Annotated in this window: 22 protein-coding genes and 1 pseudogene; 10 read left to right on the plus strand and 13 right to left on the minus strand. The window is 70.3% G+C overall.

The features are described 5' to 3' along the window. Positions 1 to 28 precede the first annotated feature (28 nt). From ACIA8E_RS22245 to ACIA8E_RS22260, 4 genes are all read right to left on the minus strand, one after another. Positions 29 to 784, minus strand: a complete 756-nt coding sequence (locus tag ACIA8E_RS22245; RefSeq protein WP_399300876.1) for an SDR family oxidoreductase — start codon at positions 782 to 784, stop codon at positions 29 to 31. A gap of 20 nt (positions 785 to 804) precedes the next feature. Next, positions 805 to 1,566, minus strand: a complete 762-nt coding sequence (fabG, locus tag ACIA8E_RS22250) for a 3-oxoacyl-ACP reductase FabG (RefSeq protein ID WP_399300878.1) — start codon at positions 1,564 to 1,566, stop codon at positions 805 to 807. 203 nt (positions 1,567 to 1,769) lie between these two features. Then, on the minus strand, positions 1,770 to 2,153 hold the full coding sequence (locus ACIA8E_RS22255) for a DUF3037 domain-containing protein (protein ID WP_399300880.1): 384 nt from the start codon (positions 2,151 to 2,153) through the stop codon (positions 1,770 to 1,772). After that, positions 2,150 to 3,070 carry a HipA family kinase gene (locus ACIA8E_RS22260; RefSeq protein ID WP_399300882.1) on the minus strand — a complete coding sequence of 307 codons (921 nt, stop codon included), beginning with the start codon at positions 3,068 to 3,070 and terminating at the stop codon, positions 2,150 to 2,152. Before ACIA8E_RS22260 ends, ACIA8E_RS22255 begins: the two co-directional genes overlap by 4 nt. Before the next feature lie 525 nt (positions 3,071 to 3,595). On the opposite strand from ACIA8E_RS22260, the gene ACIA8E_RS22265 reads away from it, so the two are divergent. After that, on the plus strand, positions 3,596 to 5,749 hold the full coding sequence (locus tag ACIA8E_RS22265; protein WP_399300883.1) for a prolyl oligopeptidase family serine peptidase: 2,154 nt from the start codon (positions 3,596 to 3,598) through the stop codon (positions 5,747 to 5,749). Between the two features lie 65 nt (positions 5,750 to 5,814). Next, entirely contained in the window at positions 5,815 to 6,303 is a 489-nt protein-coding gene (locus ACIA8E_RS22270) for a Rieske (2Fe-2S) protein (protein WP_399300885.1), read from the plus strand. On the opposite strand, the gene ACIA8E_RS22275 is transcribed toward ACIA8E_RS22270, so the two are convergent. Continuing rightward, a complete protein-coding gene (locus tag ACIA8E_RS22275) occupies positions 6,287 to 6,940 on the minus strand; it encodes a cysteine hydrolase (protein WP_399300887.1) in 654 nt (217 codons plus the stop codon). The two genes, ACIA8E_RS22270 and ACIA8E_RS22275, sit on opposite strands and share 17 nt — an antisense overlap. 136 nt (positions 6,941 to 7,076) lie before the next feature. On the opposite strand from ACIA8E_RS22275, the gene ACIA8E_RS22280 reads away from it, so the two are divergent. Continuing rightward, positions 7,077 to 7,547: a pyridoxamine 5'-phosphate oxidase family protein gene (locus tag ACIA8E_RS22280; RefSeq protein WP_399300889.1), complete on the plus strand. Its 471-nt coding sequence runs from the start codon at positions 7,077 to 7,079 to the stop codon at positions 7,545 to 7,547. A gap of 60 nt (positions 7,548 to 7,607) precedes the next feature. On the opposite strand, the gene ACIA8E_RS22285 is transcribed toward ACIA8E_RS22280, so the two are convergent. After that, on the minus strand, positions 7,608 to 8,537 hold the full coding sequence (locus ACIA8E_RS22285; RefSeq protein WP_399300891.1) for a LysR family transcriptional regulator: 930 nt from the start codon (positions 8,535 to 8,537) through the stop codon (positions 7,608 to 7,610). Between the two features lie 74 nt (positions 8,538 to 8,611). Here ACIA8E_RS22285 and ACIA8E_RS22290 point away from each other — a divergent pair, with 74 nt between their 5' ends. Further along, positions 8,612 to 9,637 carry a DMT family transporter gene (locus tag ACIA8E_RS22290; RefSeq protein ID WP_399300893.1) on the plus strand — a complete coding sequence of 342 codons (1,026 nt, stop codon included), beginning with the start codon at positions 8,612 to 8,614 and terminating at the stop codon, positions 9,635 to 9,637. A 189-nt stretch (positions 9,638 to 9,826) separates the two neighbouring features. Here the strand turns inward: ACIA8E_RS22290 and ACIA8E_RS22295 are convergent, their stop codons facing one another. Then, on the minus strand, positions 9,827 to 11,158 hold the full coding sequence (locus ACIA8E_RS22295) for an aminotransferase class I/II-fold pyridoxal phosphate-dependent enzyme (protein WP_399300895.1): 1,332 nt from the start codon (positions 11,156 to 11,158) through the stop codon (positions 9,827 to 9,829). Between the two features lie 35 nt (positions 11,159 to 11,193). Here ACIA8E_RS22295 and ACIA8E_RS22300 point away from each other — a divergent pair, with 35 nt between their 5' ends. Continuing rightward, the gene (locus tag ACIA8E_RS22300) at positions 11,194 to 11,889 is read left to right on the plus strand and encodes a pyridoxamine 5'-phosphate oxidase family protein (protein ID WP_399300897.1); all 696 of its coding nucleotides are present in this window, start codon (positions 11,194 to 11,196) and stop codon (positions 11,887 to 11,889) included. Between the two features lie 89 nt (positions 11,890 to 11,978). On the opposite strand, the gene ACIA8E_RS22305 is transcribed toward ACIA8E_RS22300, so the two are convergent. The 3 genes from ACIA8E_RS22305 to ACIA8E_RS22315 form a co-directional block, all read right to left on the minus strand. Beyond that, on the minus strand, positions 11,979 to 12,935 hold the full coding sequence (locus ACIA8E_RS22305; RefSeq protein ID WP_399300899.1) for a DMT family transporter: 957 nt from the start codon (positions 12,933 to 12,935) through the stop codon (positions 11,979 to 11,981). Between the two features lie 159 nt (positions 12,936 to 13,094). Then, a complete protein-coding gene (locus ACIA8E_RS22310) occupies positions 13,095 to 14,153 on the minus strand; it encodes an EamA family transporter (protein ID WP_399300901.1) in 1,059 nt (352 codons plus the stop codon). Positions 14,154 to 14,233: 80 nt separating this feature from the next. Then, positions 14,234 to 14,764: a Clp protease N-terminal domain-containing protein gene (locus tag ACIA8E_RS22315; protein WP_399300903.1), complete on the minus strand. Its 531-nt coding sequence runs from the start codon at positions 14,762 to 14,764 to the stop codon at positions 14,234 to 14,236. Between the two features lie 245 nt (positions 14,765 to 15,009). Between ACIA8E_RS22315 and ACIA8E_RS22320 the strand changes: the two genes are divergently transcribed. After that, the gene (locus ACIA8E_RS22320; RefSeq protein WP_399300905.1) at positions 15,010 to 15,219 is read left to right on the plus strand and encodes a hypothetical protein; all 210 of its coding nucleotides are present in this window, start codon (positions 15,010 to 15,012) and stop codon (positions 15,217 to 15,219) included. A gap of 61 nt (positions 15,220 to 15,280) precedes the next feature. After that, the gene (locus tag ACIA8E_RS22325; RefSeq protein WP_399300907.1) at positions 15,281 to 15,712 is read left to right on the plus strand and encodes an SRPBCC family protein; all 432 of its coding nucleotides are present in this window, start codon (positions 15,281 to 15,283) and stop codon (positions 15,710 to 15,712) included. 66 nt (positions 15,713 to 15,778) lie between these two features. Here the strand turns inward: ACIA8E_RS22325 and ACIA8E_RS22330 are convergent, their stop codons facing one another. After that, complete coding sequence (locus ACIA8E_RS22330) at positions 15,779 to 16,408, minus strand: PadR family transcriptional regulator (protein ID WP_399300909.1); 630 nt, start codon at positions 16,406 to 16,408, stop codon at positions 15,779 to 15,781. Between the two features lie 129 nt (positions 16,409 to 16,537). Here ACIA8E_RS22330 and ACIA8E_RS22335 point away from each other — a divergent pair, with 129 nt between their 5' ends. Together ACIA8E_RS22335 and ACIA8E_RS22340 are read left to right on the plus strand one after the other, a co-directional pair. Next, positions 16,538 to 17,359 (plus strand): class I SAM-dependent methyltransferase, encoded by an 822-nt coding sequence (locus tag ACIA8E_RS22335; RefSeq protein ID WP_399300911.1) that lies wholly within the window; start codon positions 16,538 to 16,540, stop codon positions 17,357 to 17,359. 86 nt (positions 17,360 to 17,445) lie between these two features. After that, entirely contained in the window at positions 17,446 to 18,267 is an 822-nt protein-coding gene (locus ACIA8E_RS22340) for a PhzF family phenazine biosynthesis protein (RefSeq protein WP_399300913.1), read from the plus strand. Positions 18,268 to 18,325: 58 nt separating this feature from the next. Here the strand turns inward: ACIA8E_RS22340 and ACIA8E_RS22345 are convergent, their stop codons facing one another. After that, complete coding sequence (locus tag ACIA8E_RS22345; protein ID WP_399300950.1) at positions 18,326 to 19,066, minus strand: CPBP family intramembrane glutamic endopeptidase; 741 nt, start codon at positions 19,064 to 19,066, stop codon at positions 18,326 to 18,328. Positions 19,067 to 19,290: 224 nt separating this feature from the next. Here ACIA8E_RS22345 and ACIA8E_RS22350 point away from each other — a divergent pair. Next, positions 19,291 to 20,241: pseudogene (locus ACIA8E_RS22350) on the plus strand (hypothetical protein); the annotation flags it as partial. A 79-nt stretch (positions 20,242 to 20,320) separates the two neighbouring features. Here the strand turns inward: ACIA8E_RS22350 and ACIA8E_RS22355 are convergent. Next, on the minus strand, positions 20,321 to 21,829 hold the full coding sequence (locus tag ACIA8E_RS22355; protein WP_399300915.1) for a glutamate-cysteine ligase family protein: 1,509 nt from the start codon (positions 21,827 to 21,829) through the stop codon (positions 20,321 to 20,323). Positions 21,830 to 22,288: the final 459 nt, after the last annotated feature.

The raw sequence follows: 22,288 nt of genomic DNA on the forward strand, positions 1-22,288 counted from the left end.
ATCAGGGCTAAACCGGCTCAGGCTGTGCTCAGCCCACACCCGCGTTCAGGAAGATACCTCCGTCGACCACCAGCGTCTGTCCCGTGATCCAGTCGGACTGGTTCGACGTGAGGAACGCGGCGGCGCCACCGATGTCCTCGGGGACCCCGAGCCGGCCGAGCGGATAGGCCGCGGCGGCCTCCGCCTCACGGCCCTCGTACAGCGCCAAGGCGAACCTGGTCTTCACGACCGCGGGGGCGATGGCGTTGACCCGCACGGCCGGTGCGAACTCGTGCGCCAGCTGAAGGGTCAGATTGACCATGGCGGCCTTGCTCATGCCGTACGCGCCGATGAACGGCGAGGCGGAGACACCGGCGACCGAGGCGATATTGACGATCGCCCCGCCGTTCTCCTTCTGCCAGGCCTTCCAGGTCTGCTGGGCGAAGCCGAGCGCCGAGATCACATTGGTCTCGTAGACCTTGCGGGCAACAGCCAGGTCGAGCTCCGCGATCGGGCCGAAGACCGGGTTGGTACCGGCGTTGTTGACCAGGAAGTCGACGCGTCCGAACGCCTCCATGGTGCGCTCGACAGCCGCCGCCTGGTGCGCCTCGTCGTGCGCCTTGCCGGCGATGCCGATGACCCGGTCGGAGCCGAGCTTCTCGACGGCCTCTTTGAGTGCGTCCTCGCCGCGCCCGGTGATGCACACCCGGTCGCCACGGGCGACGAGCGCCTCGGCGATCCCGTAGCCGATCCCCCGGCTCGCGCCCGTGATCAGCGCGACCTTCCCACTGTCCTGCACAGTCATGATCTCCGTTGCCCTTCGGGTCAGTTGAGCGGTCCGCCGGCGACGTACATGACCTGACCGGAGACGAAGCCTGCCTCCTCGCCCGTGAAGAAGGCGATGGCGTTGGCGATGTCCTCGGGGCGGCCGACGCGCTGCACGGGGATCTGAGTGGCCGCGGCGGCCTGGAACTCCTCGAAGCCCATGCCGACCCGGGCCGCGGTCTGCGCCGTCATCTCGGTGACGATGAAGCCGGGCGCGACAGCGTTGGCGGTGACGCCGAACTTGCCGAGCTCCTTGGCGAGGGTCTTGGTGAAGCCCTGCAGACCGGCCTTGACCGCGGAGTAGTTGGCCTGGCCTCGGTTGCCGAGCGCCGAGGAGGAGGACAGCGAGACGATACGGCCGAACTTGGCGTCCACCATGTGCTTCTGGACGGCCTTGGCCATCAGGAACGCGCCCTTGAGGTGCACGTTCATCACGGTGTCCCAGTCGGACTCGCTCATCTTGAAGAGCAGGTTGTCGCGGAGCACGCCCGCGTTGTTGACGAGGATCGTCGGGGCGCCGAGCTCGGCGGCGACACGCGCCACGGCGGCCTCCACCTGGGCGCTGTCCGACACGTCGCAGCCGACGGCGAGGGCGGTGCCCCCGGCGGCGGTGATCTTCTCGACGGTGTCCTTGCAGGCCGCCTCGTCGAGGTCGAGTACGGCGACGGCGCGGCCCTCGGCCGCCAGGCGTACCGCGGTGGCGGCGCCAATGCCCCGCGCCGCTCCCGTCACGATGGCGACGCGCTGCTCGGTGGTGGACATGCTTGGTTCTCCTCGCCCTTGGATCGCGGCTCAGCGGACGTCAGGAAGTTCCCGATAACTGAGCAACCGCTTAGTACCTTCAGCAGACGAGACGCTAGAAGCCCTGGCACTCGGTGTCAACGGCCCACGGGGACAGCAGCGCATGTCACACCTGTCGGTGCCGCGGCCCCAGGTGGGCAGGGGCGGCGCCGACAGGTGCCGGATCAGCGCACCAGCAGGTCGAGCAGCCGCTCGACCTCGGCCTCCGGATCGGTGGTGAGACCGCTGTGCACCGCGCTCGGCTGAACGACCGTGGAGCGCGGGGCGATCAGCCAGCGAAAGCGCCGGCCCGCATCGTCACAGGCGGCCTGGCCGGCCGCGTCGCCACCGTCGCAGACGCCCTCGACGGCCCGCAGCGCCGCTCGCACGCCGACCACGTCGGCGTCCGGGTCCAGAGCCTTCAGCTTGTTCTCGTCGAGATGGGTCCGGGCGGCCACGAAGGACTTGGCGCGGCAGTACACCAGCACACCCGCGTTGAAGCACTCACCGCGCTCGACCCGGGGCACGACGCGCAGCAGCGCGTACTCGAAGACCTCGCGCTCGCTCACCGGCCGCCCTCCTTGCTGCTCCGCGTCTGCGCCGTACCGGCCAGGTCCGAACCGGCCTGCTCGGCCGCGGCCTTCTCGGCCAGGTCCTTCTTGGTGGGGTGCGGCCACGGTGCCAGGTGCTCGGTGAGCCACCCCGGCGCCTGGGACGGCTTGGTCTTCGTGGGCGCGTCCATCGAGATCCGCTCATGAATGGTGGCGGCGCGTGCCAGCAGCGGCGCCGCATAGGCGCGGCGCAGCGCGTCGGTCGTGTCGAAGCCGGGCTCGTCGACCAGCCACTCGTCGGGCACCTCGGCGGTCACCTCGGCCAGCAGTTGTTCGGTGACGAGCGGGGCGAGCTCGGCGGCCGCAGCCGCGATGTCCGGGCCGAAGGGCGCGAGCACATGGTCGGAGGCGTTGTACGGCTTGGCGGCCGACGCCTGCACACCCGGCCAGTTGTGGTGCCAGATCATCGTGGCGCCGTGGTCGATGAGCCAGACATCGCCGTGCCAGACCAGCATGTTAGGGTTCCGCCACGATCGGTCGACATTGTTGATCAACGCATCGAACCAGACGATCTTCCCGGCCTCTGCCGGGTCCACCTGGTAGGCGAGCGGATCGAACCCGATCGAACCGGGCAGATAGTCCATACCGAGATTCAGCCCGCCGCTCGCCTTGAGCAGCTCCTGCACCTCCTGATCCGGCTCCGCGAGCCCGATGACCGGGTCGAGCTGGATCGTGACGAGTTCCGGGACCCGCAGTCCCAGCCGCCGGCCGAGCTCCCCGCAGATGACCTCGGCGACGAGGGTCTTGCGGCCCTGTCCTGCGCCGGTGAACTTCATGACGTAGGTGCCGAAATTGTCGGCCTCGACAATTCCAGGCAGGGATCCGCCTTCCCTCAGGGGGGTGACGTAGCGGGTCGCGGTGACTTCTGTGAGCATTTTCCCAGGTTATCGGGCCCGACATCCGGTCTTCACGAGTAACGGTGCGGGCCGAAGACCCCTTTCCACCGGAACCTGGCACGAGTCGTGGGGAGAGCCTGGGAGTTTCGGCTCCGGACTTCGCTCTCCTGCTGCCCGGCGGACCTTCGGCCGACGCCCCCGGCAGCCGCGCACCTCGTTGATCACGCAGGACGTGATGGTGGTCCCGCCGAGGGCAGGGGTGACCGTCACCGAGCCCGATCCACCGACACGGCGGTCGGCCCGGTTCCGTCGCCCACGACGCCGGGCGTCACCCCTGTCGCGGTCGGCAAGCCACTGCCGAGGACGCTCAGGGATGTGGCGGCAGCAGGCCCGGTGCCGGCACTGGTAGCAGTGGGCCGAGGGGGCGATGCAGAAGGACGAGAGCGAGTTGCTGGTGAGCCTCGCCTCAGGTCACTGCGGTGCGCCGGAGATGCCTGAGCAGATTTCGCAGCCGACCGAAGCAGCTGCCGAGAGCAGCCGATCACCACCAGGAGGAACACCGAAATGACGATGAACGAAACCGCCGGGCCCAACTCCGACGGTCTGCCGCTGCAGTCCGCCCGTACCCGGCGCTTCTCGCTCGGAGTGCCCCGGCAGTTCACTGTCTCACCCGACGGCGAACGGGTGCTGTTCATAAGGACTGCGGGCGGCACCGACCCGGTGAGCCGGTTGTGGCTGTACGAGGACGGCACGGAACGGATGCTCGCCGACCCTGCGGCCGTGCGGAGCGACAAGGGGGACGGCGGCGCGGTGCCTCAGGAGGAGCTGACGCGCCGGGGGCGGGCCCGCGAGATGTCGACGGGGGTGGTGTCGTACGCGACGGACGCGGACGTCCGGATCGCTTCTTTCGCACTCCGGGGTGAGTTGTGGACGGTGCTGACGGACGGCTCCGCCCCGCGCCGGATCGCCACCGCAGGCCCGGTGGTCGATCCGCGGCCTTCGCCCGACGGCTCCTTGATCGCGTACGTATGCGGGGGCGCGCTGCGGCTCGTCCGGAGCGACGGGACGGACGACCACTCGGCGGCCACCCCTGAGGAGCCGGAGCATGTCACGTACGGGCTCTCCGACCACGTGTCGGCCGAGTCGCTCGGACGACAGCGCGGCTACTGGTGGTCGCCGTCCGGTGATGCGCTGCTGGTGGCGCGCGTCGACACCTCCATGGTGCGGCGGAGGTACGTCAGTGATCCGGCCGATCCGGAGCGGCCGCCGCGGGTGATCGCATACCCGGCGGCCGGCACGGCCAACGCGGAGGTGTCGCTGCACCTCGTGCGGGTGTCGGGCGAACGGGTCGCGGTCCGGCTGCCCTCGGCGGCCGGACCGGACCACCCCGGAGGGACGTGGACGGACCCGGCGTTCGAGTACGTCGCGACGGCCGACTGGGACAACCGCGGGCCCGTGGTCTCGGTGCAGACGCGCGACCAGCGTTCGGTGTACGTCCTGGCGGTGGATCCGGCGACGGGAGAGACCCTGCCCCTGCACCGCGCCCATGACCGCGCATGGGTCGCACTCCGGACGGGAACGCCGCTGCGCCTTCCGTCCGGGGCGCTCGTCGTTCCCGCGCATCCGGGCGGCGACACCCAGGGGCTGGAAATCGGCGGCCGTACGACACCGCCGGGGCTGGAGGTCCGTGAGGTCGTCGGCGCCATCGGCGAGCGGGTGTTCTTCACCGCGAGCGAGGAGCCGACGGAGATCCATGTCTGGTCGTACGCGGCCGGGGCGGCCGGGGACGCTCCCCTGCGCCTCACCCAGGTGCCCGGCGTGCACACGGCCGCGGTGGGCGGCCCAACGGTCGTGCTCGACAGCCGGACCCCGGAGGGACAGACGGTGACCGTGCTGCGCGACGGCGCACGGGTGGGACGGATCGAGGTGCTCGCCGAGACTCCCGTGGTCACCCCGCGGCCACTCGCGCTGAAGCTCGGGGTGCGGGAGCTCCGCAGCAGCCTGTATCTGCCGTCGTGGCACCAACCGGGTGACGGCCCGCTGCCCGTGTTGCTCAGCCCCTACGCGGGCCATGGCCTGCAGCTGGTCCTGCCGTTGCGCAGCTGGTGGGCCGCGACCGCCCAGTGGTTCGCCGAGCAGGGGTTCGCGGTGCTGGTGACGGACGGTCGCGGCACTCCGGGGCGGGGCGAGGCCTGGGAGAAGTCGGTGCGGGGCGACCGGCTGACGCCCGTCCTGGAAGATCAGATCGACGCGCTGCACGCGGCGGCGGCACGGTACCCGCAGCTGGACCTCGGGCGGGTGGCGATGCGCGGATGGTCGTTCGGCGGCTACCTCGCGGCCGCGGCCGTGCTGCGTCACCCGGAGGTCTTCCACGTGGCCGTCGCCGGTGCGGCGCCGACCGACCGGCGGCTGTACGACACCCATTGGGAGGAACGGTTTCTCGGCCATCCGGATGTGGAGCCGGAGACGTACGAGCGCAATTCCCTGCTCTCCGAGGCGCACCGGCTGACGCGGCCGCTCATGCTGGTGCATGGATGTGCCGATGACAATGTCGCCGTCGCCCACATGCTGCGGTTCTCCGCAGCCCTGCTGGCCGCGGGGCGACCGCACACCGTGCTGCCGCTCTCCGGAGCGAGTCACCTGGTCACGCAGGAGGAGACGGCGAGCAACCTGTTGCTGCTGGAGCGGGACTTCCTCAGGAAGTCCCTGAGCCATTGAACACGACGTCCCGGCGGCGCGTACCCCTGATCGAAGTCATGAACACCGCGGAAGGGAAAGCCAGCATGAGCGCATCGCAGGAGCACGAGGTCCGCCTCGGGCGTCGCACCGTTGTCGCAGGCGTCGGTGCGGCCGGGGTGGCTGCTGTACTCACCGCGTGCGGAAGCTCGAACGACTCGGGCGGCTCGGATGCCGCCAAGCCGTCGAAGGGCTCGGGTGGCTTGGACACCGCCGAGCCGGCCAAGGGCGCGACCGGCGATGGCGGGAACGTTCTCGCGAAGACGGCGGACATCCCGGAGGGCGGCGGGAAGATCTTCGCCGACCAGGGTGTTGTGGTGACCCAGCCGAAGGCCGGGGAGTTCAAGGCGTTCTCGTCGAAGTGCACCCACAGGGGATGCGCGGTGACGAGCGTCTCGGACGGCACCATCAACTGCCCCTGTCACGGCAGCAAGTTCGACGCGGCGACGGGCGATGTGTCGGGCGGTCCCGCCACCGAGCCGCTGCCCGCCGCGACGATCACGGTCAAGGGCGACTCGATCATGCTCGCGTCGTAGCCCTTCGGGGGCTCTGCCAGCAGCCCAGCACCTCCCGCGTGCCGGTGACGGTGGCAACGAGCGCGAGCGTGTTGCGGATCATCGCGGGGGTGTAGTCGGATGGCACCCCCGCGATGGCATCGGACGGCACGACCGCCGTGTAGCCGAGATTCACCGCGTCGAAGACGGCATTGGGGATGGCGACGTTGGCGGAGACTCCGACGACGACGAGGGTGCGGCAGCCGAGATTGCGCAGTAGGGCGTCCACGTCCGTGCCGGCGATGGGTGACAGGCCGTGGAGTCTCCGTACGACGATGTCCTCGTCCGCCACCTCGATGGGTGCGGCGATCCTGACCGCCGTGGTGCCGGAGTGCTGTTGGACGGGCAGTCGGCCGGCAGCCCGGAAGAGGCGGGCGTTGCTGTTGGCGCCGCGCCCGTCGGGGCGTCGTTCGGCGACCGCGTGCAGCACCTGGACTCCGGCCTCGTGGGCGGCGGCGACCAGTCGGGCGATGTTGCGCAGGGTGCCGGAGGTCAGGGCTTCCTTGGCGAGTTCGGGCAGTGCGCTGTCCGGTCCCACGACACCCTGCTGGCACTCGACCGTCAGCAGGACGGTGGTGGCAGGATCGAGCTGCTCGGCAAGCTGTTCCCTGGGCGGCACGGCTGCCCCTCTCGGTAGTTCGAGGTGCCGGACCTCTCCTGACGGACCGGGCGCGCGAGGCTAACGGCCATTGCGCCAGGAGGGAAGAGGCTCCATGATTTCTGACACCTGGTCAGCCAGCTGAAGGAGGCGTCCCATGACCGTCATCCAGCGACGGGGCCGTCGGATCATGATGACGGAGGCAGAACGCGACACCTACCTCGCGGAGCAGCGCACCTGCCGGGTAGCCACCGTCTCCGCGGACGGCCGCCCGCACATCGGCGCACTCTGGTTCGTCTGGGACGGTGCGTCGCTGTGGCTGTACTCGATCACCCGGAGCCTGCGCTCGTCCCAGCTGCGCCACGACCCGAGGATGGCTGTGGTCGTCGACGACGGCGCCGAGTACGGCGAACTGCGCGGCGTCGAGCTGTCCGGCGAGGCGGTCTTCGTCGGCGAGGCCCCGCGCACGGACGAGGACTGCCCCGAATTGGTGGGGCCGGAGAGGCTGTTCGCGGCGAAGTACTTCGGAATGGACGTCATGCCGCACGACGGACGGCACGCGTGGCTGCGGCTGACTCCGCAGACGGTCACGTCGTGGGACTTCCGGAAGCTGGCGGACCTGGGCTGAGGTGCCGGCGCCATCGCTGCCCCCGTCTCCCTGACCTGGGCGCGGCGCCTCCCGCGCGGGTCAGTCCCCGCCGTCGTCGTCCACCGGTGCGTCCAGGTCCCGGCCCGCCGCCCGCAGCGCCATGACTGCTGCCCTGATCGACGGGCGGCGGTCCGCGTCCGTGCGCCAAACGGCGTGCACATGACGGCGCATCTTCTGCCGTACGGGCACGAGCCGTACCCCGTCCGGTACCACCCCCCGGCCCAGCCGGGGCGCCACGCAGACGCCCACCCCGGCGGCGATCAGCGCGAGCTGGGTGTGGTGCTCCCCAGCGAGATGGGCGATGCGCGGTTCGATGCCCTTCGAACGCAGAGTGAACATCAGCCAGTCGTGGCAGAACTCGCCTTCCGGCCAGGAGATCCAGTCGTCGTCGGCGAAGTCCTCCAGATCGACCTCCGCCCGGCCCGCGAGCGGATGGTCGGCCGGCATCGCTATGTCCGGTGCGTCGTCGAGCAGTTCGGCCATGGTCAGACCGCCGGGCACCGGCAGCCTCTTGTTGCTCCAGTCGAGCACCACCGCCAGGTCGAAATCTCCCCGCAGCACGGCCCGGATTCCGGCCTCGGGTTCCAATTCCGCTGTACGTACCCTCAGTTCGGGGTGGTCCGCGTGCAGTGAGGTAAGCGTCGCGGGGAACAGTCCGCGCGCCGCGGTCGGAAAGGCCGCCAGTCGGACCTCACCCACCACCTCGCCGCGCTGGGCCTCGATGTCGGACTGGGCCAGTTCCACCTGGGAAAGGATCTTCGCGGCATGGTCGGCGAGAAGCTTTCCCGCGTCGGTGAGCCGGACCCCGCGGCCGTTCTTGGCGAGGAGCTGCTGCCCCACCTCGCGCTCCAGTTTCGCCAGCTGCTGGGAGACCGCCGACGTGGTGACATGCAGGTCGTCGGCCGCTCCACTGACCGAACCGAACCGGGCGAGGGCGTCCAGGGTCCGCAAGCGCTCCAAGTTCAACATGTAAGCAATGCTACGCGACCGCTCGCACAAAGTCTCACTTGTCCTACGCGGTTGAATTCGTCATTGTTACGGTCATGACCGCCGCTGCCGTGACCACCGATCCCGATCCCGCACCGAGCACTGCCACCGTGCCGCCCGCCCCGACCCAGACAGCCACCACTGCGGCCTCCACCCCGGTCTCCGATCCTGCGGCCACTCGCCGCCCCGCACTGGACTGGCGGATCCGCTTCGGGGCGCTCTCGCTCATCTGGGGCTTCAGCTTTCTCCTGATCAAGGTCGGCACCGAGGGGTACGCGCCGTTCCAGGTCACCCTCGGCCGCCTGCTCTCGGGTACGGCGGCGCTCGCCGTCGCCATGGTGGTGCGCCGCGAGCGACTGCCGCGAACCGCCCGCACCTGGGGCCATCTCGCCGTCGCGGCGTTCTTCCTCAACGCTCTGCCGTTCTCGCTCTTCGCCTACTCCGAACTGACCATCCCGTCGACGCTGGCCGGCATCTGCAACGCCACCTCGCCGCTGTGGGGCATGGCGCTGTCGCTCGTCGCGCTTTCCGAGGACCGGCCGACCCGTCGGCGCGTGGCCGGACTCGGTCTCGGCTTCCTCGGCGTGCTGACCGTGCTGGGCGCCTGGCAGGGCTTCTCCGGACTGGACTTCAGCGGTACGGCGATGGCGCTCCTCGCCTCCCTCAGCTATCCGATCGGCTGGATCTACGTCCGCAGGACACTGGCGGGCAGCGGCTCATCGACCCTTGCCCTGACCGGCAGCCAGCTCTTCCTCGGCACGGTGCAGATCGCGCTGGTCACCCCGCTGTTCACGTCGGCTCCCGACGGCTTCCCGCTGTTGCCGACGCTCGCCGTCGTCGCCCTGGGGGCGCTCGGTACGGGACTTGCGGTACTGCTGCAGTACGGGCTGGTCAAGGAGGTCGGCCCGACGACCGCACAGATGGTCACGTACTTCATTCCGGTCATCGCCACCGCGGCCGGGGTCGCCGTGCTCGGCGAGCAGCTGAGCTGGAACACCCCGGTCGGCGCGCTGATCGTCCTGGCAGGAGCCGCCCTCACCCAGAGCAGGGCCCGTACTCCCAAGCCCACACCACGCCTCTGAGTGCTGTACCGCAATCCCTGGAGGGTCAGCGCGCGGCGTCAGATGCGGTACGCAGCAAGGCGGAGGGGGTGTCCTCGCGCTGGGCGCATTCGAGCGCTCCGACAACCCGGCGAGGTGCCGTGGCTGTCGTCGTGCGCCCGCCAGGCACTACGGGACAGCCCTTGAGGCCGGCCACCCGTCAGGGCCGCCTCAGCCGTAGCTCATCGGCCGGGGCGGTTCCGCCGCTGCCGCCACCGCGTCGGCCAGCGGCGCGATGTCGGCCGCGGTGAGCGGTGACACGGTGAGCCGGATCCCCTGCGGCGCGACCACCCGGAACCGCGCCCCGGGCGCCACCGCCCAGCCGGCGTTCAGCAGCCGGGCCACGGCACCGGTCTCGTCACTCACCGGCACCCACACATTCATGCCGCTGCGGCCGTGCGCCTCGACGCCGCGCTCCATCAGCGCCTGGACGAGCGCGTCGCGCCGCTCCCCGTACGCCCGGGCGACCGCGTCGGAGTCCACCGCACCCGTCGTGAGCAGATGCACCACGGCCCGCTGCAGCAGCCTGCTGACCCAGCCGGGCCCCATCTGCTGCCGCCCCAGAACCCGGTCGACCGTGACCGCGTCCCCGGTCAGCGCGGCCACCCGCAGATCGGGGCCGTACGCCTTGGCGACCGACCGGACGAACGCCCACCGGTCCGTGGCACCTGCCAGCGGGTGCAGCGGCAGATCGACGATGGCGTGCCCGTGGTCGTCCTCGATCAACAGCGCTCCGCGGTGGCCGGCGAGGACACACCGCAACTCCTCCGCCCGCGCGGCCCCGATTGCGGCGCCCGTCGGGTTCTGCGCGCGGTCGGTGACCACGAGCGCGCGGGCACCGGCGTTCAGCGCGCGCTCGACCTCGTCGGGGAGCGGGCCCTCGTCGTCCAGGGCGATCGGCACGGGACGCAGCCCCAGCGCCGGTACGAGGTCGAGCAGGGCGCCCCAGCCTGGATCCTCGACGGCAACCGCGTCACCGGGCTTGAGGTGGGCGACCAGCACCCGCTCGATCGCATCCAGGGATCCGGACGTGACGGCCACGGGCCCGGCCGGCACACCGTCGGCGTCGAGAGCGGCACGCACCAGAGCCTCGAATTCCGGATCCACGGATGCCTCCCCGTACATTCCGGGTCGTTTCGCGTACGCGCGCGCTGCCGCCGCGAGCGCCCCGTCCAGCGGCGGCAGCAACGCCGGGTCCGGGTTCCCCTCCCCCAGATCACGCACGCCGGGCGGCGCCTCGACCCTGAGCGAGCCGCGCACCGTACCGGCGGGGCGCAGGCGCACCCTGCTCCCCCTGCGCCCGGCCGTCTCGATCACTCCGCGCTCGCGCAGGGTGCGGTACGCGGCCGCCACCGTATTGGGATTGACCTCCAGCCGCGCCGCCAACTCCCGCATGGGCGGCAGCACTTGCCCCGGAGCGAGCTCGCCCGACCCGACCGCACGCTCCACACTCGCGGCAATTTCCGATGCACGCCGCCCGACGATCCGATACTCTTCTAGCACAAACAAGATTATGCACTAGTGCAATGGAGTTGGCAATGCCGGACACCGCACCGCCGCAGACCACGGGCCCGGAGGCAGCAGCCCCGTACGAACCGACCGAGCGGACCGTCCCGACCCGTTCCCGGGAGCGTGCCTCGTACGACCGGGAGCTGGTCCATTCGATACTCGACGAGGCATATCTCTGCCATCTCGGCTTCGTCCGCGACGGCGCGCCGGTGGTCCTGCCGACGCTGTTCGGCCGGATCGGTGAGCGGCTGTACGTGCACGGCTCGACCGGCTCCCGGCCGCTCCGGGCGGCCGGCCAGGCGGACCCCGGCCTGCCCGTCTGTCTCACGGTGACGCATGTCGACGGTCTTGTGCTGGCCCGCTCCGCCTTCCACCACTCGATCAACTACCGCTCCGTGGTGGTCCATGGCGTAGCGCGTACGGTCACCGACCCGCAGGAGCGGCGCACCGCGCTCGAAGCGATCGTCGACAATGTCGTTCCGGGCAGGACCGCCGACTCCCGTCCGGCCAACGAGAAGGAGCTCGCCGCGACGGCCGTGATCAGGCTCGATCTCGACGAGGTCTCCGCGAAGGTGCGGACCGGCGGTCCGAACGACGAGCCGGACGATCTCGCGCTGCCGCACTGGGCGGGCGTCGTACCGCTGGCCCACGGCTACCGTGCACCGCAGCCGTCGGACGACCTCGATCCGGCCATCGTCGTGCCTGACTATCTGACTGTTCTCTGAGCGCGGTCCGGGAGCGCAGGCCGCCTTCGAGGGGCTGGGCCCGCGCTCCCCGACGTCAGGACGACCGGTCAGCGGTCAGGCGGTCGGCGTCAGGCCGGAACGGCCGCCCGGCGGCGGGCGTTCGACGCACTGCGCGTCTCGGCGACGGCGAGCCCCGCCACCGCTGCGAGCAGCAGCAGTGTGCCGACAACCGTGGCCGCGGTGAGCTGCTCCCGGAGCACGGCAACGGCGATCACCGCGGCGCTCACCGGTTCGAGCAGCATGATCACGGACACGGTCGCGGCCCGCACCACGGCCGCGCCCGCGAAGTAGAGCGCGTAGGCGAGCGCTGTCGGGACAGCTGCCACGTACACCAGCAGCCACACCACCTGGGCGGCGTCCGCGGTGTGCGGCACGAGCCCCTCGACTGCCGCCATCGGCAGCAGCCCGAGTGCCCCGATCCCGAACGCCCAGGCACTGGTGGCGAGCGCGTCGGAGCCACCGCCGTCGCGGCCGAGCCAGCGGGTCAGCAGGGTGATGCCGGCGTAGCCGGCAGCGGAGAGCAGCGCCAGCGCGACCCCGGCGGGCCGGACCGTACCGCCGTCACCGCCGAGCACCAGCACGGAGAGCCCGGCGAGCGCGCCCACCACTGCGGCGAGTCCGCCGCCACCCAGCCGCTCCCCCATGGTCAGCCGCGCACCGACCGCGATGAGCACAGGCCCCGCGCCCAGCGTGACCACGGTCCCGACCGCGAGGCCGGTCGCCTCCACGGCCGCGAAGTACGCGCTCTGGAACACAGTGAGGCCGACGCCGGTCCCGAGGATGCGCAGCAGCCGGCGCCGCCGTGACTCGGCAAGGGCAGCGGTGCGCCGGGGACGCAGGACGAGCGCGGCGAGGAGCAGCACCAGGCCGCCTACGCAGCGCCAGAACGACAGGGCGAGAGGGCCGAGATCGCTGACCCGGAAGATCAGCGAGGCGGCCGCCCCCGCGGTACCCCAGGCCACTCCGGCAACGATCAGATAGAACAGGCTCCGCCCGACGGGCAGGCCGGCAGCAGGATTTGACACGTGACTTCTCCACAGGAAAGACAGGACGACGGTCGCTCGGCTCCGCACGCGGGCAGCGACGATCCGCTCGGGGACTGCCCGAGCCCGGTCTTCGTCAGGAGTGGCCGCCCGCGCTAGGCGGCAGGCGGCGGAAGTACGGTCAGGTGCATGATCGGCACATTACGTGGCGGCACGCTCGGCGGACAACTCCTCCTCGACCGCCGCCGTACGGCCCCCACCCCGCGCCGCACCGCGGTCTTCGTGCTCCCCTTGGCCCTGCGCCTCACCCGGCCCCGATGCCACGGGCCCGGAAGGCGCCTTCGGCGTCGACGACTGGGCGATGAACGCACCGATCAGCACCAGGGAACCACCGATGAGCTGGGGCGCGGAGAGATGTTCGCCGAGCAGGACCCAGGCGAGCACGGTCGCGATGACCGCCTCCAGGCAGGCGACGACGCCCGCCACCGCCGGGGAGAGCAGCCGCACCGAGATCACACCGGTGACGTAGGCGATCACGGTGGCGAGCAGCACGATCCAGAGGAGCAGCAGCCACGCGGGCACATCCGTCCCGTTCATGGCCGCACTGCCGCCGAGCAGGGACCAGTCCATGCCCCAGGGCCGCGCGATCACGGTGAGGACGACCGCGCCGATCAGCAGTCCGTAGGCGATGACGCCCACCGGATGCGGAGGCTCCGCGCCCGCCGCGCCGTCCTGGCTCCCCTGGTCGGAGAGGACGAAGTAGCCGACCTGGCAGCACGCGGCGCCGAGGGCGAGCAGCAGCCCGACGGCGTCGAAGCTCAGCCCTGACCACACCTCGACCACACAGGCGAGGCCCCCGACCGCGAGGACGACGCCGACCGCGGCGGCCCGGGTGACCGGACGGCGTTGGACGAACCGGACCCAGCCGAGGACGAGTGCGGGCGCCAAGTACTCGACGAGCAGCGCCACGCCGACGGGGATTCGGGAGATCGCGGCGAAGTAACAGGCCTGGACGCCCGCGACGGCGAGCAGTCCGAAGCCCAGCAGCAGCACCGGCCGACTGCGTACGAGATCTCGGTGGCGCCAGGCCACGGGCAGCATGACGAGAGCGGCGCCGGCCACCCGTAGCCACACCACATGAAGCGGGTCGAGCCCTGCTTCGATCAGCGGCTTGGCCGCCACCCCGGAACCACCGAATGCGAACGCCGAGGCCAGGGCTAGTCCCAGGCCGGCGCTCCTCCCCTGAAAAGACGCGTGCATCGGGACATCATGACAGCTGCCGTCAGGACCGTCACCATGGTCACCACTGTCATGCGCGTCAAGCGGATCACGCCCCGCCGTCAACTCCGCCGGGAGGCCTTCGCGATCCGGTCCGCGAGCAGCGCCGCGTCGACACCCGCCCGCTCCAGCACCTCGACGGCCCGGCACTCCTGGTCCGCCGCCAGAGCGGCGAGCAGATCAAGTCCCCCGGCCCGCGGGTCACCGCGCAGTTCCGCCCGCCCGCGCGCACCTTCCATCGCCGAGACGGCCGAGGGCGACCAGCCGTCCACCCCCGCCTCCGGAACCATGGGCAGCGCACCGGAGTCCTCCACAGCACCCTGCCAGCGGAGCCCGTAACCGATGGAGCGTTGCACGAGATAGCCGAGCACCTTGGCGAGCTGCGGCCCACCGGCGAAGGCCGCACGGACCTCCGGGTCCGACTCGATGAGGGAGTGCAGCAGATGGGCCGTGTCGATCTGCCGGTCGCCGTCACGCAGTGCGCGCCTGCGCGCACCTGTCACCACCGAGGCCAGCTCCACAGTGAGGATGGCGTCGAGCTCAGCACGGTTCGATGCGGGCTGCTGAGGGATCCGCGGCGTCCGGTTTTGCACACCTCTCACCCCATCAGTCCAGTGGTGCGCGAGCATCCCCGGAGGGGCCCATTTACGTATCCCACCGAAGTTGGGCACATGAGAGCGGTTCCTCCTCCTTACGGATGAGATCGCGCCATTGACGGAGACGATCCCGGGGGACGGCGCGCGCCGCCTTGCCTTGCACTCCCGGAGCAACCGCGGGCCGCCCTGTACACGTCCCTCACGCGTCACCACTTCTGCGACAGCCGGATGGGAGTGCCGGAGTGTCATGGATGGTCGCCCTGCCGGCGATCGACGGCCGGGAGTACGTCTACCGGGTCCACCCACCCTGCGACGCCCTGCCCGCCGACCTGTTCCGGGCGGCGTTCCACGGCCATGACGACGGCCCGCACCCTCGCGCGTCCGATCGCTTCGACGGCGCCGATCTGGCGGGCAGGCCGGTCCCAATATATCTGACGGTTCATCAGTATTGAATGTTCTTGCTACTGCAGCTACGTTCCGCGACACCGTAACCCGACGAGAAGGGGTGGTCGCATGGCCGAAGTCAGTGCCGAAGCGCGTATCGAAGCGCCGGCCGAGAAGGTCTGGGCCCAGCTGACGGACTTCACCGCGTACGGCCAGTGGAACACCACCCACACCAGCTTCCCCAAGGGCGGCCCGGCCACGCTCGAACTCGCGGCCACCTATGAGGAGAACATGAAGCTCATGGGCTTCCCCGCCGAAGTGACCTGGACGGTGGAGGAGCTCGAGACCGCCCGGCTGCTGACCACCAAGGGCAAGGGACCCATGGGCGTCAATCTGGCCATGCGCTACTCACTGACACCCGACGGCGGTGCCACCACGGTCCGCATCGACGGGGAGTTCACCGGTGCCGCGGTCTCCCTCATGGCAGGCAAGCTCAAGGACTCGGCGACCGCCGCGCTCGCCGAGTCGCTCCGCAAGCTGAGCGGTCTCGTCGCCGCCTGACCGCTTCCGGACGGACGAGGGGCCCCGCGGCCGAGCCGCGGGGCTCCTCGCACCGCACCCGTCGGGTCAGTGCTCGTCGGCAAGGATCAGATAGAGCTTCTTGCGGGCGTCGTTGATAACCGACAGTGCCTTCTGGCGCTGGTCGGCCGAGCCGGTCTTCCAGACCTGGCCGAACGCCTCCATCAGACCGAAGCCGGCCTGCCGGATCTCGTTCACGCTCTCCCAGTCGACCCCTCGCCCGGCCTCCTCCCAGGGCGCCTCGGGCCCCGACTCCGCCTCGGTGCGGCCGCTGTCGGTGAGCGTGAACAGCTTCTTGCCGCCCTCGCTCGCACTGACGATCAGCCCCTCGTCCTCCAGCAGCTGAAGGGTCGGGTAGACCGAGCCGGGGCTGGGACGCCAGGCCCCGCCGCTGCGCTCGCCGATCTCCTGGATCATCTCGTAACCGTGCATCGGCCGGTCCTTCAGCAGCGCCAGGATCGAAGCGCGGACGTCACCGCGACGCGCCCTGCCCCGGCCGCCTCCACGACCGCGCCCCCCACCGAAGGGGCCGCCACCGAACGGACCGCCACCGAAGGGCGGACCGAACTGCCCGAAGGCGCGGCGCCCCTCGAAGTCGCCCCGACCTTGATGACCGGGCCCGCAGTGCCCATGTCCGTGCCCATGCCCATGTTCGTGCTCGTGTCCATGTGAACGCATCGCTACGCTCCTTCCATCGTTGATCTGTCGCGATGCGTCAACGATATATCGGAACCGGTCGTACGACAATCGCTTCGGAAGGCCCTTGCATACTTGCCCCGAGACGGCACAGGACGAAGGCGATGCGACATGACTGCACCTGACCCGGAACCCGGGCACGGCCTGGACCACGGCTACCTGCTCGACAACCGGCAGTCCGAGGCGGGCATCCGCTTCGGCGCCCTCGCCGAACTCTTCGACCCGGTGACCTTCCGGCATGTCGACCGGCTCGGTATCACCGCAGGTATGCGGTGCTGGGAGGTCGGAGCCGGTGGTCCCTCCGTTCCCGCAGGGCTGGCCGCCCGAATCGGTCCGACCGGCGCGGTGGTCGCGACGGACATCGACGTGTCGTGGGCGCAGGGCGCCGCTGACGAGGTCGTCGAGGTACTGCGCCACGATGTCGCCGCCGATCCCCCGCCTCCCGGAGGCTTCGACCTGGTCCATGCCCGGCTGGTCCTGGTGCACGTCACCGACCGTGCCGAGGCACTGCGCCGCATGATTCAGGCGCTGCGCCCCGGTGGTGTACTCCTTCTGGAGGACGCCGACCCCGGGTTGCAGCCGCTGCTGTGCCCCGACGAGTCGGGCCCCGAACAGCGCCTCGCCAATCGTCTCCGGTCAGGCTTCCGTGAACTCATGGCGGCCCGCGGCGCAGACCTCACCTACGGCCGGACCTTGCCCCGGCTGCTGCGCGAGGCGGGTCTGGCCGATGTACAGGCGGACGCGTACTTCCCGATCACCTCACCGGCGTGCACCGTCCTCGAGGCCGCCACCGTGCACCAGATCCGCGACCGGCTCGTGACATCCGGTCTCGCCACCGACGAGGAGATCGACCGGCATCTGAAGAACGTTGCCACCGGACGCCTGGATCTGGCCACCGCCCCGCTCGTCTCCGCGTGGGGGCGCCGTCCGTGACGCCCCGGGGTGGCTCTCGGGATCCCGGGCCGGCGGCCTGGAATTGGCCTTGGTCCGCCGCCGTCCAGGACCTCTACGGTCGTCCCATGAGGATCCGAATCGTCGACGCGTTCACCGACCGCCCCTTCACCGGCAACCCCGCAGCCGTCCTGCTCCTGGACTCCGACGCCTTCCCCGAGGCCGACCGGCTCCAGCAGGTCGCCCTGGAGATGAACCTGTCCGAGACCGCCTTCGCGCACCCCCTGCCCCCGGGCGGAGAGGCGGACTGGGCGCTGCGCTGGTTCACCCCTGCCACCGAGGTGGACATGTGCGGGCACGCCACCCTCGCCACAGCCCACGTCCTGCACACGACCGGAACGGCCGGCGGAACGGTGCGCTTCGCCGCCCGCTGCGGCATCCTCACCTCCACCGCCCACCCGGACGGCTCACTCACACTCGACTTCCCCACGGCCCCGCTCACCCCGGCCTCCGCTCCGGCCGGACTGGCCGTCGCTCTGGGTGCGGAACCGCTGACCGTCCATGACACCGGCGCCCACATCGGCGACCTGCTCGTCGAACTGGCCGACGAGGAGTCCGTGCGCGGACTGACCCCGGACTTCGCCGGGCTGGCCTCCTGCTCACGGCGCGGCATCATCGCCACGGCCGCCGCCGAGGATTCGTCCCGTGGCTACGACTACGTCTCCCGCGGCTTCTTCCCCCGGGTCGGCATCGACGAGGACCCGGTCACCGGGAGCGCCCACACCGCCCTGGCCCCCTTCTGGTCGGCCCGGTTCGGCCGTGACGAGCTGACCGGACTGCAGGCCTCCGCCCGTTCCGGCCTGGTCCGCACGTCGCTGCGCGGCGACCGCACACTGCTGACGGGCAGCGCGGTGACCGTCGTCGACGGAGAACTGCTGACCACCTTCTGACCGACGGGAGAGGGGGCGGACGCAATGATCCGTACGCCCCTCCTTCCGCGCGACACACTCACGGCGTCGGCAGCCACCCCACCTTCCCGGCCAGCAGCGCGTACCCGACGAACGCCCCGATGTCGAGGAGCGCATGTGCCACGACCAGCGGGCCCACCCGCCCCCATCGCCGGTACAGCAGCACGAAGACGACGCCCATCACCATGTTGCCGATGAATCCGCCGATCCCCTGGTAGAGGTGGTAAGAGCCGCGCAGCACCGAACTCGCCACCAGGACGGCCATCGGAGTCCACCCCAACTGCCCGAGTCTGCGCAGCAGATAGCCGACGACGATCACTTCCTCCACCACGGAGTTCTGCAACGCGGAGAGGATCAGGACCGGATACTTCCACCACACACCGGGAAGCGACTCCGGAACCACCGTGAGGTTGAACCCGGCTGCCCGCGCCAGCAGATAGAAAGCAAGGCCGGCGCTGCCGATCCCCGCCGCGATCAACACGCCGCGCCCCAGGTCCGACCTGGGCCTGCTGCGGTCGAAGCCGATGACGCGCAGGCTCGCCCCTTCCCGGATCAGCAGATGCGCCACCAGCGCGACGGGGACCAGCGCCGTGGCGATACCGAAGAGCTGCCAGGCGAGATCCAGCCAGGGGCGTCCTGGAGCGTACGAGCTGTTGAGCGTCGCCGCCTGCTCCTTCAAAGCCCCCGGTTTCGTCAGCGATCCGACAAAACTGATCAGGGCAGACACGGCGCTGGCACCCAGCGACAGAGCCAGCACCAGCATCGTTTCGGACCGCAGCATCCGTCGTGACACATCCACCTGAGGGAAAGAATCAGCCACACGCCCCTCCTTCACCTGTACACCCGCCTTCAGTTGTGCACTCGCGTCTCATCCCGCTCCCCGTCCCGCCGGGGTCTCGAATGCAGGTACGAAGATCATGCTCGATCGGCCGGGGGGCGACCACCACTGGTGATGGTGTGGTCCCCCTTTTTCCTTGTTCATCCTCAGGGAGGGGCACCACCGACATGGGACGCCACAGCTTGCCCTATGACTACGCGATGCAACCGAACGGGGACAGCTCTCCGCCACGCCGCCGCCGCACCGTTGCCATCGCCACCATGCTCGTCCGCGCTGTGGCGGCGGGGACGGCAGTTGCTGCGCAGGGTGGCCTGTTGCCGTTCCCCAAGTCCTGCCAGGGGTCCGCGGTACGGCTCTCCATGATGACCTCCCCCGAGATCGCCCCCGCCATGAGTGCAGTCGCCGACAAGGTGCGCAAGGACCAGATCAGATCCGACGGGCGCTGCCCCCACGTCCAGGTCGTCGCCCACGATTCGTACCAGGTCGCCGATGCGCTCTCCGCCGGCACCCGCACCCCGGACCACCGGATCTGGCTGCCCGACTCCGATCTCCGGCTGGACCGTGCCAAATGGACGTCACCAAGGCGTCGTTGATCCAGGCCCTCGGCCAGTTCACGCCGAACGACGAGATCGGTCTGCGGGAGTTCGCCACCACGCTCGACGGCACCAAGGACCACCGCCGACTGGTGCCGACGGCACGGCTCGGCGACCCCGTGAAGGGCGGCGGCACCCACCGCGAGAAGCTCGCCGCGGTCTTCTCCGCACTCCAGCCGGTGCCGAAGGTGCGACGGTTCTGTACGACACCACGCCGGCTGCCTACAAGGAGGCGCAGCCGGCCTATGTGAAGGGGAAGTTCAACGCCGTCGTGATCCTCACCGACGGCTCGAACCAGGACGACCGCTCCATCTCCCGCAGTGCCCTGATCGCGGAGCTCAAGCGGCTCGCCCGGTACCGCTCCACCTCCTCGCGGCCGGCCCCGCGGCCGGCCGCGATGGCGAGGTGGACGAGATAGCCGGGGTGACCGGCGGTGGCGACTACCAGGTCACCGACCCGGCCGAGATCCAGGCCGTGACTCTGCAGGCCGCGATGACAGCCGGACAGAACGGCCGTGCCGCCCAGGGGCAGCCGACGCGCGGCCGGGAACGGCATCGAACAGCGCGCACGCGGCTCACCGGGCACAGCGGCGAGCCACGCCGGTCTACGGACTGTCCGGGAAGCCGACCGGCCAGGTGTGCACGGGCTCGCCGCTGTGCATCAGCTCGGCGTACCGGCGCGTCGTCGCCCCGAGCGCCGCGTCCCGTGCGAGCCCGGCGTCCAGCCCCCGGTGGTACGTGTCCGCCTGCCAGGACGCCCCGTTCACCCGTCGCTTGCAGCGCTCCTCGATGACCCCGAGGTAGTGGTCGCGGTCCGCGGGCTCGATGTTCCAGGCGTCGAGCCCCGCCGCGGCGAGCGGCAGCAGATCGTCCCGTACGAGCTTGACTGCCGGCACCCGGGTCAGCCCGCCCGACCGGCCGGGCCGGGGCCAGATCAGCTCGGCGTCGATGCCCCGGCGGCAGGCGGTGTCGAAGTTCTCGGCCGCGGCGGCGAACGGCAGCCTGGTCCACACCGGGCGGGACTCCTCGGCGAGCGCCCGCACCAGGCCGTAGTAGAGCGCGGCGTTGGCCATCACATCGGTGACGGTGGGCCCGGCGGGCAGAACGCGGTTCTCGACGCGGAGGTGGGGTACGCCGTTGGCCAGCCCGTACACCGGCCGGTTCCAGCGGTAGACCGTACCGTTGTGCAGCACGAGTTCCTGGAGCGCCGGCACCCCGCCTTCGTCGAGGACCTGGAGCGGGTCCTCCTCGTCACAGATCGGCAGCAACGGCGGGAAGTAGCGCAGATTCTCCTCGAAGAGCTCGTACGCGGAACTGATCCACCGCTCGCCGAACCACGTTCGCGGGCGCACTCCCTGGTTCTGCAGTTCGGGCGGCCTGGTGTCGGTGGCCTGTTGGAAGAGCGGCGGGCGGGACTCCCGCCACAGCTCCCTGCCGAACAGGAAGGGCGAGTTGGCCCCCAGGGCGATCTGAACGGCGGCGACGGCCTGCGCCGCGTTCCACACGTCCGCGAACCGTGCAGGGGTCACCTGCAGATGCAGCTGGACCGAGGTACAGGCCGCTTCGGGCGTAATCGAGGTGGAGGTACAGACCAATCGCTCCACGCCTTCGATATCGAGCGCGAAATCCTCCCCGCGCGCCGCCACCATTTGATCGTTCAGCAACGCGTAGCGGTCCCCGTCCGAGAGGTTCGCCGAGACCAGGTCCCGGTGGTCGAGGGTCGGCAGTATTCCGATCATCATGATGCCGGCGTCGATCTCTCCCGCCTTCCGGTGGGCATATCCGAGGCCGGTCCTGAGCTCCTCGGCCAGTTGATCGAATACGCGTCCGTCCAGGCGGTGCGGGACTATGTTCACTTCCAAATTGAACATCCCGAGTTCGGTCTGGAAATCACGGCTCGCGATCCGCTCCAGCACCTCCGCATTCATCATCCTCGGCAGGCCGTCCGAACCTGCCAGATTCAGCTCGATCTCCATGCCCATGAGGTTGCGCGGGCGGTCGAACCTCTGCTCCGCCAGGAGCCTCCCCAGCCCCTCCAGGCACAGGTGGAGTTTCCTCCGGTACCTCTGCCGATCGGACAGGTCAAAGGCGCCCGCCACGACCTTCTCCCCCATCGAAGCGTCCCTCCTCGAGTGGGCGGCCCGCGGCCAGGCCGCTCGCGTCACGGTCGATAATGCCCAGGCAGGTGATCGATAACGCCCCCATGGACAGCGCGGACCCACTAATCTGAGTGCGGCCGCCGGGGGCACATTCCGTCGGCATGAAGCACTGCGCAGTTCCCACCGTGCGGCGGTGGTGAAATCGTCGACGTGTTTCGGCCGACCGCGGCCGGGAAAAAACACCAGGCAGCAGCTGCGCCACACACGCCGAATCGGCAGGTTCTCCGCATAATAAAGTCCGGATACCGCCTTGCCGGCAATACCTGAGGCGGCTAGCGGAAACACCGTGTGAACACCTGTCGTATAAACTCCGCGGACGAGGCAGAGAGTTGACGCACCGGCCCAGTCACCGGCCTCCTCTGGCCCCGCACGCCGACAGCGCCGTCTGCCCCCGCCCACGCATCACCGTGTCTC

Origin of the sequence: Streptomyces sp. NPDC051664 (assembly GCF_044453545.1) — a bacterium.
GTDB lineage: Bacteria > Actinomycetota > Actinomycetes > Streptomycetales > Streptomycetaceae > Streptomyces.

Coding starts and splice junctions, on each gene's coding strand:
- ACIA8E_RS22245 (WP_399300876.1), bottom strand. CDS start 784: ATGACTGTGCAGGACAGTGGGAAGGTCGCGCTGATCACGGGCGCGAGC.
- fabG (WP_399300878.1), bottom strand. CDS start 1,566: ATGTCCACCACCGAGCAGCGCGTCGCCATCGTGACGGGAGCGGCGCGG.
- ACIA8E_RS22260 (WP_399300882.1), bottom strand. CDS start 3,070: ATGCTCACAGAAGTCACCGCGACCCGCTACGTCACCCCCCTGAGGGAA.
- ACIA8E_RS22265 (WP_399300883.1), top strand. CDS start 3,596: ATGACGATGAACGAAACCGCCGGGCCCAACTCCGACGGTCTGCCGCTG.
- ACIA8E_RS22270 (WP_399300885.1), top strand. CDS start 5,815: ATGAGCGCATCGCAGGAGCACGAGGTCCGCCTCGGGCGTCGCACCGTT.
- ACIA8E_RS22280 (WP_399300889.1), top strand. CDS start 7,077: ATGACCGTCATCCAGCGACGGGGCCGTCGGATCATGATGACGGAGGCA.
- ACIA8E_RS22285 (WP_399300891.1), bottom strand. CDS start 8,537: ATGTTGAACTTGGAGCGCTTGCGGACCCTGGACGCCCTCGCCCGGTTC.
- ACIA8E_RS22290 (WP_399300893.1), top strand. CDS start 8,612: ATGACCGCCGCTGCCGTGACCACCGATCCCGATCCCGCACCGAGCACT.
- ACIA8E_RS22300 (WP_399300897.1), top strand. CDS start 11,194: ATGCCGGACACCGCACCGCCGCAGACCACGGGCCCGGAGGCAGCAGCC.
- ACIA8E_RS22310 (WP_399300901.1), bottom strand. CDS start 14,153: ATGCACGCGTCTTTTCAGGGGAGGAGCGCCGGCCTGGGACTAGCCCTG.
- ACIA8E_RS22325 (WP_399300907.1), top strand. CDS start 15,281: ATGGCCGAAGTCAGTGCCGAAGCGCGTATCGAAGCGCCGGCCGAGAAG.
- ACIA8E_RS22330 (WP_399300909.1), bottom strand. CDS start 16,408: ATGCGTTCACATGGACACGAGCACGAACATGGGCATGGGCACGGACAT.
- ACIA8E_RS22335 (WP_399300911.1), top strand. CDS start 16,538: ATGACTGCACCTGACCCGGAACCCGGGCACGGCCTGGACCACGGCTAC.
- ACIA8E_RS22340 (WP_399300913.1), top strand. CDS start 17,446: ATGAGGATCCGAATCGTCGACGCGTTCACCGACCGCCCCTTCACCGGC.
- ACIA8E_RS22345 (WP_399300950.1), bottom strand. CDS start 19,066: ATGCTGCGGTCCGAAACGATGCTGGTGCTGGCTCTGTCGCTGGGTGCC.
- ACIA8E_RS22355 (WP_399300915.1), bottom strand. CDS start 21,829: ATGGGGGAGAAGGTCGTGGCGGGCGCCTTTGACCTGTCCGATCGGCAG.